Source organism: Rhizobium sp. 05N49, assembly GCF_056396805.1.
The window spans coordinates 130,274-142,481 of record NZ_JBFTME010000010.1; the positions used below are offsets into that span (position 1 = coordinate 130,274).

General features: G+C 59.8%; 9 protein-coding genes. 4 read left to right on the forward strand and 5 right to left on the reverse strand.

Annotated elements, in window-relative coordinates:
- Nucleotides 1-68: 68 nt before the first annotated feature.
- The gene (locus AC1DF8_RS20895; protein WP_478154771.1) at nucleotides 69-1,994 is read right to left on the reverse strand and encodes an ABC transporter substrate-binding protein; all 1,926 of its coding nucleotides are present in this window, start codon (nucleotides 1,992-1,994) and stop codon (nucleotides 69-71) included.
- Between the two features lie 184 nt (nucleotides 1,995-2,178).
- On the opposite strand from AC1DF8_RS20895, the gene AC1DF8_RS20900 reads away from it, so the two are divergent.
- A complete protein-coding gene (locus tag AC1DF8_RS20900; protein ID WP_478154773.1) occupies nucleotides 2,179-3,234 on the forward strand; it encodes a LacI family DNA-binding transcriptional regulator in 1,056 nt (351 codons plus the stop codon).
- Nucleotides 3,235-3,268: 34 nt separating this feature from the next.
- Here AC1DF8_RS20900 and AC1DF8_RS20905 read toward each other — a convergent pair whose 3' ends face one another.
- Nucleotides 3,269-4,036, reverse strand: coding sequence for a TIM barrel protein (locus tag AC1DF8_RS20905; RefSeq protein ID WP_478154775.1), 768 nt, complete (start codon nucleotides 4,034-4,036; stop codon nucleotides 3,269-3,271).
- 163 nt (nucleotides 4,037-4,199) lie between these two features.
- On the opposite strand from AC1DF8_RS20905, the gene AC1DF8_RS20910 reads away from it, so the two are divergent.
- Both AC1DF8_RS20910 and AC1DF8_RS20915 read left to right on the forward strand, forming a co-directional pair.
- Complete coding sequence (locus tag AC1DF8_RS20910) at nucleotides 4,200-4,988, forward strand: SDR family NAD(P)-dependent oxidoreductase (RefSeq protein WP_478154777.1); 789 nt, start codon at nucleotides 4,200-4,202, stop codon at nucleotides 4,986-4,988.
- Nucleotides 4,989-5,199: 211 nt separating this feature from the next.
- Nucleotides 5,200-5,661 (forward strand): RrF2 family transcriptional regulator, encoded by a 462-nt coding sequence (locus AC1DF8_RS20915; protein WP_112543950.1) that lies wholly within the window; start codon nucleotides 5,200-5,202, stop codon nucleotides 5,659-5,661.
- Nucleotides 5,662-5,727: 66 nt separating this feature from the next.
- Here the strand turns inward: AC1DF8_RS20915 and AC1DF8_RS20920 are convergent, their stop codons facing one another.
- The gene (locus tag AC1DF8_RS20920) at nucleotides 5,728-6,852 is read right to left on the reverse strand and encodes an acyl-CoA dehydrogenase family protein (RefSeq protein WP_478154779.1); all 1,125 of its coding nucleotides are present in this window, start codon (nucleotides 6,850-6,852) and stop codon (nucleotides 5,728-5,730) included.
- 162 nt (nucleotides 6,853-7,014) lie between these two features.
- Here AC1DF8_RS20920 and AC1DF8_RS20925 point away from each other — a divergent pair, with 162 nt between their 5' ends.
- Nucleotides 7,015-7,791 (forward strand): metallophosphoesterase, encoded by a 777-nt coding sequence (locus AC1DF8_RS20925; RefSeq protein WP_112544054.1) that lies wholly within the window; start codon nucleotides 7,015-7,017, stop codon nucleotides 7,789-7,791.
- Nucleotides 7,792-7,798: 7 nt separating this feature from the next.
- Here the strand turns inward: AC1DF8_RS20925 and AC1DF8_RS20930 are convergent, their stop codons facing one another.
- Together AC1DF8_RS20930 and AC1DF8_RS20935 are read right to left on the reverse strand one after the other, a co-directional pair.
- Complete coding sequence (locus AC1DF8_RS20930) at nucleotides 7,799-10,978, reverse strand: efflux RND transporter permease subunit (RefSeq protein ID WP_478154780.1); 3,180 nt, start codon at nucleotides 10,976-10,978, stop codon at nucleotides 7,799-7,801.
- Nucleotides 10,975-12,150 (reverse strand): efflux RND transporter periplasmic adaptor subunit, encoded by a 1,176-nt coding sequence (locus tag AC1DF8_RS20935; RefSeq protein ID WP_112543953.1) that lies wholly within the window; start codon nucleotides 12,148-12,150, stop codon nucleotides 10,975-10,977. Before AC1DF8_RS20935 ends, AC1DF8_RS20930 begins: the two co-directional genes overlap by 4 nt.
- Between the last annotated feature and the right edge of the window lie 58 nt (nucleotides 12,151-12,208).

Genomic DNA, 12,208 nt, shown 5'->3' on the forward strand with positions numbered 1-12,208 from the left:
CAAAAGAGGGACCAAGGCGCCAGCCGGTGAGGCCGGCGCCTGGAAAACATCATTGCTGTCGCAGGCCATCAGACCTTGTAGAACTGCTCTGGCATGGTGGGAGCAGGGGTCGGCCAGCCGAAGGAGTTCGGCATGGTCTTCGTGATGTTCTTCATGTTGTTCTTGACGACGCCGTAGCCATCCGGTGGCTGGGAAATGCCGAAGACATAGAAGTTCTCGGCAGCACCCTGCAGGATCTGTTTCATGATCTCCTGCTGGCCGGCAGGATCGGAGGTTGCCTTCAGCTTGTCGTAGAGCTCAAGCTGCTTCTTCGTTTCCTCCGGGGGCTCTTCAGCATTGGCGTTGTTGCGGTCGAGATACCAGAGCTGCCAGGCTGGAGCATACATGGCGTTCGAATCCGTCGGCACGTAGTAACGCGGGTCGAGCATGGCGGCGACGCCGCCATTGGCGCCGAACTGGTGAGCCGTGGCATCGAAATCGCGGCCCTGACGGACGCGGGTTTCCCAGAGCGAGCGGTCCATGGTGCGCATCTGCGCATCGATGCCGACGGCCTGGAACATCGGAATGACCAGCTGGAAGAGATCGAGGAAGACGGCGCGCGCCTGGTCGATCTCGAAGATCACCGTCAGGCGGCGGCCCTTTTCATCGAGACGGAAGTTCTGGTCGTCGCGCTTCGGGATCAACGTGTCGAGCATGGCATTCGCCTTGTCGACATCGTAGCTCGTGAACTGCGTGGCAAGCTGCTCGTTGTAGAGCGGATCGCCCTGCTTGATGGACGGCTGGGCAGGAGCGCCCTGGCCGACGAGCACGGCATCGATCAGCGATTGGCGATCGAGCGCCATGGACAGAGCTGCGCGGAAATCCCTGTTGCGGAAGAGCTTGCGTTTGGTCTCGTCATTGTGGTTCAGGTTGAATATGAAGTTCATCACGTTGGCTTCGGTCGAAGTCAGCGTGTAGAAATCATACTTGCCCTGCTCGCGCGCATCGTAGAGCACCGACTTGTTGTTCGGTGTCGCGATATACTGGTCCATCAGGTCGACTTCACCCTGCATGGCCTTCAGCAGCAGCACCTGCGGATCGGCGACCATCTGGTAGACGATGCGATCCATATAGGGGAGTTGGTTACCCTCCGTATCCACCTTCCAATAGAAGGGGTTGCGTTCGGCAACAGCGCGTTCGGTATTTTCGCCGGGCGCGGTTGTGAACATCCAGGCGTGCAGGCAGGGCTTCTTCGAGGAGTTCAGGAAGAAGGCGTTGTCGTCCTGGAAGCCGGAGGCGGACTGGAAGGCGGCGATCCAGCTTTCGAAACCGCGTTCCTTGGCAAACTCATCGGCCTTTGGATTATAATCGATATGGAACTGCTCGAGGTAATGTTTGGGGCAACGGGTCGTATGGTCGCTGTTCGCCCAGGCAACCTGCAACGGGAACATACCGTTAGGTTTTGCGAAGATAACTTTAAACGTCTGTTCGTCAACGATTTCGAGCTTCGCCGGCTTGCCTGCCGTTTTCCAATGGCCCTGGCCGTTCACGGCGACGCGTTTGTCGGTCAGGATCGTATCGTACCAGAACTTCACGTCGGCGGTGGTATAGGGCTGGCCGTCCGACCACTTCATACCCTTGCGCAGGCGGATGGTGTATTCGGTGGAATCCGCATTGCCATCGAAGGCTTCAGCGACGTTCAGCGTCACGCCGGACCAGTCAGGGGTATAGCGCAGCAGCGGCTCATAGGCCTGATAGCGGAACAGCATAGACAGCGAACCGCCGCCGACGAGCGCCATATTCCAGTCGCCGCCGTATTTGCCGACGCTTTCGACCGGCTTGATAACGAGCGGATTTTCCGGCAGCCGGTCCTTCAGGGCCGGCAGCGCGCCGCTTGAAACTTTCTCCTTCAGAATATCCGCTTCCCTGAAGTCGGCGGCGAAAACCGGCAGGGCCGGCAGGATCAGAACGGCCGAAGTTCCGGCCAGAAACGCACGACGTTTCAGCTTGATCATAGGGTTCTCCTCCAAAAATCCTCAGCCCTTATCGTTATTTTTGCTCTCGGGCTTGGATAACGGAAAGAATACATTTGGATATTGTTAGGTAAAGCGTTATGTTTTGTTAGTGCAAGAATTTGCAATTTTGGCAAAGAACGTGTAGCGAAGCGCTCCGAGCGCCAGGTGACTATCGAGGTGGAGAGTGGGAAGCAGGGGGCGGGTTACCTTACAGACGATCGCGCGGGAGGTCGGTCTCTCGAAATATGCGGTTTCGCGTTCGCTTGCCGGCAAGAGCGGCGTCAGTGAGGAAACCCGCACGCTGATCCGCGCGACGGCAGAGCGGCTGGGTTACACGCGTCCTGCGGGCCAATCCCAGACGAACGATATCGCTGTTGTTTTCCACGACCTCGATGCCGTCAACAGCGAACTCTACATGCAGATCCAGAATGGCGTGCAGCGTGAGGCACACAGGCTGGGCATGGCGCTCCGCGTCCGTTGGACACATAGCCCCGATCAGCTTGAGGAATTGGCGCGTTCCTGCGCCGGGCTGCTGCTTGTCGGCCCGCATGACCGGGAGGCAATCGCCGCAGCAACCGCAATCGGGGTGCCGATCGTGCGTTTCGGTTGGGTTGATCCGTTGGAGCAGGCTGACCAGATCACCGGTACGGATCATGAGGCGGGCCAAGCGGTGCTTCAATATCTGATCGGGCTTGGCCACCGGTCGATCTGTTATGTCAACGGCACGCCGGGTTTCCGGGGTCGGCGCGAGCGCTTCTATGGGGCGCGAGAGATTGCCGAACGCTGCGAGGATGTTTCGCTGCATGTCTTGCGGTTCGACGAGCAGGTCGGCTTCGGTGAAGCCTTCCGCGACCTCAAGGCAAAGGGCATTCACCCGACGGCCTTCTTCTGTGCCCATGACGGACTGGCGCTGACGGTGGTTTCCGAGCTGCTGGGCCAGGGCTACCGTATTCCCGATGACGTCTCGGTCATCGGCTTTGGCGATTTCTCGCCGGCCACGCAGATTTCACCGCCATTGACGACGGTGAAAATGGAAGGACAGGAGGGTGGAGCTGTCGGTCTCCGGCTGCTTCTCGAGCGGATCGAAAATCCGCGCCTGCCCGGCATGCCAGCCCGCCGGGTCATGATCGCTTCGCGGATCGTCGAGCGCCGTTCAGCCGGTCCGTGCAAGGTCGCGGCAGCGACCGATCCAGCAAAGCCGCAATCGGAACTCGCTCGGAACAACGCGCTCGTTAAATGAGGGGCCGTGCTGCCGGGTGGCGGCAGAATGAGTGTCACTCCAACGTCGCAATAGCCGCCTTCACCGCATCGGCACCCGGTGCTATCGGCTTGTATTCCAGGCCGACAGCGCCGGTGTAGCCATTGGCGAAGATCCAGTTGAGGCGGTGAGCGAGATCGATCGTGCCGCTACCAGGTTCGTTGCGGCCGGGGTGATCGGCCACATGGACGTGAAACACGCGGTCCATGCGGCCAGCGAGAACATCTTCCGTGCGTTCGTCCATGACGGCGGAATGATAGATATCATAGATGATGCCGATTTCCGGTCGGGCGACATCATCGACGATGTCCAGGCCCTCGCGGGTGGAATCGAGGAAATAACCGATATGGTCGATGCGGATGTTGAGCGGCTCGACTCCGAGGCGCACGCCGCTGCCGTCAAGAATATCGGCACCGGCCCGCAGTGTTTCCGTCAGCGCCTTGCGTTGTTCGTCCCGCGTGAAACCCGCGAGGTCGTCGCCCGCCTGTGCGATCAGCACCGGCGCGCCGAGGCGCTTTGCAACGGCGACAGAATCGGCAAGACCCTTCAGCCAAATCTCGCGATTTGAGGCATTGGTCAGAGCGATCATCGGCTCGGCCACGAGGCTCGTTACCTTGAGACCGGTTTCCTTTACCGCGGCTTCGATCGTGCCGAGGTCCTTATCGGTCCACCGCCAGAACTCGATGGCCTCTAGGCCCGCGGCATGGGCACGACGGATCCGGTCCGCGAAAACGTCGCCTTCCTCGGCAAACAGCCATTCGATGCAAGCTGAATAAAGTCGCATGAAAACTCCTCCACTATCACCGCAGGCATGCGACAGATCCCGGCCTGCGACAAGAGGGATCGGCTCCCGGTGCAGATGATTCTTCGCCACGGCTTGACGGGCAAAGCCAATGCCGGAAGAGTTGGCGAATTGGCCGGACCGCCGGCCGGATTGGGAGGATTTCATGGATCTCGGATTGAAGGGTAAGACCGCTGTCATCACCGGCGGCTCGGTCGGCATCGGGCTTGCGATCGCCGAAGGGCTGGCAGCAGAAGGCGCCAACCTCATCTTGTCTGCGCGTGGACGCGAGCGACTGGATACAGAGGCGGTGCGCATCGCCGAAAAATACGGCGTCAGCGCCATTGCGGTCGAAAGCGATGTTGCGACCGTCGAAGGTACGGAGGCAATCATTGCTGCAGCTGCCGAGCGCGGCGGCGCGGACATTCTGATCAACAATGCCGGCACCGGCTCCAACGAGACGGTTATGGAAGCGCCCGATGAAAAATGGCAGGCCTATTTTGATCTGCATGTGATGGCAGCCGTGCGTCTCGCCCGTGGGATCGCCCCACAGATGAAGAGGCGCGGCGGCGGCGTAATCCTTCACAACGCCTCCATCTGCGCCGTGCAGCCGCTCTGGTACGAGCCGATCTACAACGTCACCAAGGCGGCGTTGATGATGTTTTCCAAGACGCTCTCGACGGAACTCGTGAAGGATAAGATTCGCGTCAACTGCGTCAATGCCGGCCTTATTCTGACGCCCGACTGGATCAAGACAGCCAAGCAGCTGACGGCTGATACGGGCGGCGACTGGGAGGGATATCTGCAGAGCGTGGCGGATGAACATGCCTCGTCCAAGCGGTTCGGCACGCCGGAGGAGCTTRCAAATTTCTTCGTCTTCCTCTGCTCCGACCGGTCGAGCTACAGCATCGGCTCTACCTATTTCGTCGATGGCGGTATGCTGAAGACGGTATAGTTCGTGTTTCCGGTCCCGCTTAGACGTGTCCAGGGCGGGGCCGGCTCATCAATCTTGGCAGGTGCCAAGAGACTTGAAGGCGCGGTTTTACGGCAACATAGATAGTCGAAATAACCTATAAAAACGGGTTATTTTGTTGTCTCTTCATGGTTTTGACTCTATTTCCCTGTTATTACGCAAGCATAATGCCGCAAAGTGCAGGGCGATCGAGATGTTGACGAAAAAGGGAAAATACGGATTGAAGGCGCTGGTTGATCTGGCGCGGCTGGCGCCGGGCGAGACCGCCTTCATCAATGATATCGCTTCGCGCAACAACATCCCGAAGAAATTCCTCGATACGATCCTCCTGGAATTGCGCAATGTCGGTATCCTTCGATCGAAGAAGGGACCGGGTGGTGGTTATTCGCTTTCGCGGCCAGCCTCTGAGATCCGCATCGGTCATGTCATCCGCACGCTGGACGGGCCGCTTGCGCCGATCCGCTGCGCAAGCCGAACAGCTTATGAGGCCTGCGACGACTGTTCTGATCCCGAGACCTGTCAGGTGCGGCGTTCGATGACCGAAGTGCGGGACGCGATCGCTGCCATTCTCGACAATATGACGCTCGAACAGTTCGTCCTTGGCGGTGGTGTCGAAACGGTCGAGGAAAAGCTTCCGGTTTCCGCCGCAAGCTGATCCGCACTCCTCTCATCTTCACGCAATTCCGGATGCAAAAGCGCGGCACGGTTTGCCGGAATTGCGTCAGCTCTCTCTCATTTTCAGAACATATGCGCCTGCCGTGTTGAGCAGCGGCTCGCGCTGAATCGTCATGTCGTGGATGCGAGCGTTACGCCAGTGGCAGTCGAGGTTGAGCGCTATACTGCCGGTCGCACCACGGGCCAGTTCGAAAAGGGCATTCGCGGTGTCCAACGCCGCCTCGGTCGCGCCCAGGCAGGCGGAGGAGGCAGAGAAATAGGCGTCCGCCATGGCGGGCTCGGCGGGACTTACCTGGGCCATATCCAGTTTGCGGCCGGCCCGTTCCAACGCGCCGGTCGCGGTTTCGATACGAACAGCGCGCTTTCCGATTTTGCCGAAGAGGGCAGAGGGGTCCTTCGCCATGACGAGCAGGTCGGCAAAAGCCGCACGGGCGATGCCGAGGCTGACGGCTGCTTGCAGGAGAAGGCCCAAGGAACTTTCCGTCGTGTGACTGCCGGATGGGGCCAGGCTGACGGTATCGGCATTCACATGCAGCTTGCCGGCAATCATCGTTGCTGTGCCGTTGGTGCGCAGTCCGAACGCATCCCAGTCGTCCACGGTTTGCAACTCATCGCTGTCGCGCTGCAGATGCAGCGTCACCCGGCGGCCTGCGGGATCGATCGCTGCTGCGGCGATCCAGTCGGAGAAAAGGATGGCGGCTGCCTGCTCCGATCTGCCTGTCAGGCGAAAGCCGGAGCCCTCGGCAACGAGGCCTGCCTGATCGGCAAAACGGGTTGCGGCAAAACGGTCGCCGTCGAGCGCGCGGTAGAAGAGGGCGGTCTTCAGTTCTTCGGAGGGCTGGTTGCGCAGCCCTTCCAGCACGCGGAAGTGAGATGCCAGCACACTACCGATCGAGGCATCGCTCTCGGCGATGATGGCGACGATCTCGGCGAGCAAAGCGTTGGAAATATCGAGCCCTGTATATTCGGGCGGAACGGTGATTGCAGTGAGGCCGGATTGCGAGAGCGCGTCGAGTTCGGCGTTCGGCATGAGGCGGTTGATATCGCGCTCGTTGGCCCGCTGGCGGAAGACGACCGCAAGCTGGCGTGCCGCGGAAACAGCTTCTTCCTCGGTCTCGATACGGTGCGCGGGAGGGCGCACATTGTCATGCAGTTGCGATACGGTGCCCATTTGCCACTCTTTCCCAAAGCTAAAAAAGTGCGTGATTGCATCGGCTTGCGTAAGGCCGGTTTTTTCACAAAAGCGCTGCTGGTTGAATTTTCTTACCAGCTTGATCGCCTTGCCGTATGCTCTAGTTATGGTTAAGGGACGGCGAACTGATCAGGAATGATGATGAGTGATTCTCTTGCACGAAGCCGCGAGGGTTCGAAGGCTGGTCGTCAGCCGCGCCCGCGCGTGAGCATGGATATAGCAGAGATCCCGACCTATGCCATCGGCGACGTGCATGGTCGTCTCGACCTGCTGCAGAAAGCGGAAGAGGCGATCGTACGTGATGCAGAACATCTGCCGGGCAAGAAGCTCATCGTCATGCTCGGTGATTATATTGATCGCGGTCCGCAATCGGCACATGTCATCAGCCATCTCATGGACCCGGCGCCGGAAGGATTCGAGCGCATTTGCCTTGCCGGCAACCACGAGATCGTCATGCTCGACTATATTGACGGCTGGGCGTCCTACGACGACTGGATGACCATGGGTGCGGCTGAGCTTCTGCGCTCCTACGGTCTCGATCCCGATCACCTGCCGCTCGTCTTCCGCTCCGGCGCGCAACTTGACGCCTTCATTCGCCAGTCGCTGCCGCATACGCATATCGATTTCATCCGCACCCTGCCGATCATGCTCGATACGCCCAATGTCGCCTTCGTACATGCGGGCATCGACCCGCGGGTATCGCTCGAAGAACAGGCCGATGACGACATGGCCTTCATCCGCCAGCGTTTCCTGGAAAGCTCGCTGCCATTGCCGAAACTCATCGTGCATGGTCACACGCCTAGCGACCAGCCGGACGTGCAGCCGATGCGGCTCAATCTCGATACCCGTGCCTTCCGGAGCGGCAGGCTCTCCGTCGCCCGTTTCTGGCAGGGACAGGTTTACCTGTTTTCCACCTGAAACTAGCTCAGGCAGCATTCTCCTCAGCATCGATGTGAGCCGGCGCTTCTGCCGGCTTTTTGCGCCAGCGGCGCAGCACGACGTAGAAGACCGGCGTCAGGAACAGGCCGAAGATCGTCACACCCAACATGCCCGAGAACACGGCCGTGCCGAGCGACTGGCGCATTTCAGCACCGGGACCGGTGGCGATGGCAAGCGGCAGGACGCCGAAGATGAAGGCGAAGGCCGTCATCAGGATCGGGCGCAGGCGAAGATGGCTTGCCTCGATTGCGGCATCGACGACGCTTTTCCCCTCTTCTTCTGCCTGTCTTGCAAATTCGACGATCAGAATGGCGTTCTTGGCCGCAAGGCCGATCAGGACGATCAGACCGATCTGGGTGAGGACGTTGTTGTCCATTCCCCTCAGCCAGACGCCGATCAACGCGGCGAGCACTGCCAGCGGAACAATGAGGATGATCGCCAGAGGCAGGACCCAGCTTTCATATTGCGCAGCAAGCGCAAGGAAGACGAAAATGACAGACAGGGCGAAGATGTAGATGGCGGTATTGCCGGTGTGGGTTTCCTGATAGGCAAGTTCGGTCCATTCGAAGGTCGTCCCCGGCGGCAGGATCTGCGCAGCCAGACCCTCCATCTTCTTGATGGCGTCGCCCGTCGATGTACCGGGTGTCGGATTGCCCTGCAGCGGCACCGAGACATACATGTTGTAGCGCTGGACGAGTGCCGGACCGCTGGAATCCTGGATATCCATCAGGGTACCAAGCGGAACCAGCGCGCCGGTTGCCGAACGAACCTTCAGGGCGAGAATATCGTCCCTGTCCATGCGGTATTGCCGGTCGGCCTGGGCGCGAACCTGGTAGACGCGTCCGAACGCGTTGAAATCGTTCACATAGGCAGTGCCGAGGTTGATGGAGAGCGCGTTGAAGATATTGGGGATCGGTACATTCAGGAACCGTGCCTTGTCGCGGTCGATCGCCAGGAAATATTGCGGACTTGCATCCGAGAATGTCGTGAAGACGCCGGTCAGGCCGGGTGTGGTTGCAGCCGCACCCATCATCTGGCGGGCCAGACCAAGGACGCGCGTCATGTCCGCGTTTTCAAGATCCGAGATCTGCATCTTGAAGCCGCCGGAATTGCCGACGCCGCGCACGGATGGCGGCGGGATGGCAATGATGAAGGCTTCCTGGATGCTCTGCAGCTTGCCGTACAGTTCGCCGATGATTTTGTTGGCGGTTTCGCCGCCCTCTTCACGTTCAGCAAAGGATTTGAAGGGGACGAAGACGACGCCGGAATTCGAAGCGTTCGTGAAGGTCGCCCCGCTGAAACCGGCAAATTGCACGGCGTTGCCGACGCCGGGCACCGTACGGGCGATATCGCCCACCTGCTTGACGACGGCGTCGGTACGCGCAAGCGAGGCGCCGTCCGGAAGCTGGATGACGACAATTGCGTAACCCTGGTCCATTGTCGGGATGAAGCCYGAGGGAACCTTCTGTCCCATATACCATGTCGCCCCGAGCAGGCCGGCGAAGACAACAAGCGAAGCTGTCAATCCTACCCAACTGCTGACGAGGTGCCGGACGATCCAGGAATAGCCAGAGCTCATTCGATCGAATCCGCGATTGAATCCATTCGCAAGCCCGCTTCCCAATTGGGAGAAGATGTTCTTGCGCCTGGTCTCGTGATCGTGGGTTTTCAGCAATATGCCTGCCAGTGCGGGAGAAAGCGTCAGCGAATTCAATGCGGAAATCGCCGTCGTGACTGAAATCGTCACCGCGAACTGTTTGTAGAACTGTCCGGAAATACCCGGAATGAAGGCCGTTGGCACGAACACGGCGATCAGCACCAGCGAGATGGCGACCACGGCGGTCCCGACTTCGTCCATCGTGACGTGCGCCGCCTGTTTCGGGGTCATGCCGCGCGCCAGGTTTCGCTCGACATTTTCCACTACCACGATCGCGTCGTCGACGACGATACCGATTGCCAGGACGAGGCCGAACAGCGTCAGCATATTGAGAGAGAAGCCGAAGGCGAGCAGGACGGCGAAGGTGCCGATCAGCGACACGGGAATGGCGATGATCGGAATGAGGGCGGTTCGCCAGGATTGCAGGAAGACGAGAACGACGATCGCCACGAGGATCGCAGCCTCGGCGATGGTCCTGTAGACTTCATTGATCGAATCCGAGATGAATTCGGTCGTATCGTAGACGATCCGATATTCCAGGCCCTGCGGGAAGTTCTGCGACAGATCCTTCATGATGCCCTGGATCTGATGGGCCGTATCCAGCGCATTGGTTCCCGGCCGGGCGAAGATGCCGAGGGCGACGGCCGGGTCATTGTTGAGATAACTGTTGGTGACGTAATCCTGTGCGCCGAGTTCAATGCGGGCGACATCCTGCAGCGACACGAGCCGGCCGCTGGCCGTCGATTTCACGATGACGTACCGGAACTGACGTACATCCGAGAAACGTCCGTCCGTTCGCACCGTATATTCGAACGCATTCTTGCCGGTCACCGGTGGGGCGCCGATCTTGCCGCCCGATACCTGGACGTTCTGGTCTCTCAATGCGGCGACGACATCATCGGATGTCATCCCGTAGGCGGAGAGCTTTTCCGGGTCCAGCCAGATTCGCATCGAATATTGGCGCTCACCGAAGAGCTGCACGTCACCGACGCCATCAAGGCGGACAAGGACGTCGCGTATGCGGTTGCGGGCATAGTTCGAAACGTAGAGCTGGTCATAGCGATGCGACGGCGACAGGAGGTGCACGACCATCATCAGGTCAGGCGAGCTCTTGTCGGTGGTCACGCCAAGACGCTGAACTTCCTCGGGAAGTCGGGGCAGGGCGATGGAAACGCGGTTCTGCACAAGAACCTGGACCTTGTCGAGATCGGTGCCGAGCTTGAAGGTGATCGTCAGCGACATGGCGCCATCGGCACTGGAATAGGAAGACATGTAGAGCATGTCTTCGACGCCGTTGATCTGCTGTTCAAGCGGGGTCGAAACCGTATCGGCAATCGTCTGCGGGTCGGCGCCCGGATAGGAGGTGCGCACGACGATGGTCGGCGGTGCAATCTCCGGATATTGGGAGACCGGCAATTGCGTGTAGGCAATGCTGCCGACAACAAGCAGAACAATGGAGATGACGGCCGCAAAGATCGGCCGGTCTACGAAGAAATGGGCAAATCTCATTGGCCGCTCTCCGCGCCGGCTGTTTCCGGCGGAGCATCCGTCCGCTGCTTGGGCAATTCGGTCATCTGAGGTGTTACCTTCGCACCCGGTCGGGCGCGTATCAGGCCGTTGACGATGATCGTCTCGGTGCCGTCGAGGCCTTCACGAATGACACGGTAACCGTAGAGCCGCGGACCGGGCCTCACGGACTTGGTCGAAACCGTGCCATCGGCGCCGACGACGTAGACGACGCGCTCGTTCTGGTCAGAGCCAATTGCCTCGTCAGGGACGAGAATGGCCTGGTAGGTGTTGGAGGCTTCAACCTGAATGCGGCCGAAGAGGCCGGGCTGAAGAACGAGATCGGGATTGGGGAAGCGGGCACGCAGACGAATGGTGCCGCTCTCGTTGTCGATCCGGTTCTCGGCGAAATCGAGTTTTCCCTGGAACGGTTTTGCATTGGGATCCGAGATCGTCACGGTGACATCCAGTCCGCCGCCGCCCTGCTGGAGATCCTTGCCGAGCTTGCGTGCCGTATCTGCGAAGTTGAGCAGGCGGCGCTCATCGACATCGAAATAGAAATCGATCGGGTCGAGAGAAACAATCGTCGTGAGCACTGTCTGGTCGGTCTGCACGAGATTGCCGGCAGAGATCAGGCGTCGGTCGATGCGGCCGCTGAGGGGGGCGGCGATCTCGGTATATTCCATGTCGAGAGCAGCACGATCGGCTGCAGCCTGCGCGCCGCGGACATTGGCCTGCGCCGAATCGAATTCGCGGCGGCGATCGTCCAGTGTCTGGGCCGATTGGCTGCCGCTCGAAGCCAGCGACTGGGCGCGCTTATATTGTGCGTCGGCAAAGACCAGAGCCGATTTCGACGCTTCAAGTGCGGCATTGGCCTGATTGAGTGCGGTGACGAACGGCCTCTGATCGATGACGAAGAGCCGGTCGCCCTTTTTCACCAGAGCGCCGTCGGTGAAGTCGACTTCCTGCAGGTAGCCGCCGACGCGCGAGCGGACCGAGACCTCGTCGACCGGTTCAAAACGGCCGATGAACTCGTCATTGTCGACCACATCGCGCACCACGGGCTTGGCAACGGTGACGGGCGGGGGAGCAGCCGCTTGCTGCGCTTCAGCGATAAGCGGCAGGAGGGCCGCAAAGCAGCCGAGCGCCAGTGTCTGTCGAAACGAATAAGCCATTCCGGTCCCCCTTGCGGGCGGCCGAATGCAGCCGCCTGAACCTATGCCTGAAAATTGC

Coding starts and splice junctions, on each gene's coding strand:
- AC1DF8_RS20905 (WP_478154775.1), bottom strand. CDS start 4,036: ATGCGACTTTATTCAGCTTGCATCGAATGGCTGTTTGCCGAGGAAGGC.
- AC1DF8_RS20895 (WP_478154771.1), bottom strand. CDS start 1,994: ATGATCAAGCTGAAACGTCGTGCGTTTCTGGCCGGAACTTCGGCCGTT.
- AC1DF8_RS20920 (WP_478154779.1), bottom strand. CDS start 6,852: ATGGGCACCGTATCGCAACTGCATGACAATGTGCGCCCTCCCGCGCAC.
- AC1DF8_RS20925 (WP_112544054.1), top strand. CDS start 7,015: ATGAGTGATTCTCTTGCACGAAGCCGCGAGGGTTCGAAGGCTGGTCGT.
- AC1DF8_RS20935 (WP_112543953.1), bottom strand. CDS start 12,150: ATGGCTTATTCGTTTCGACAGACACTGGCGCTCGGCTGCTTTGCGGCC.
- AC1DF8_RS20915 (WP_112543950.1), top strand. CDS start 5,200: ATGTTGACGAAAAAGGGAAAATACGGATTGAAGGCGCTGGTTGATCTG.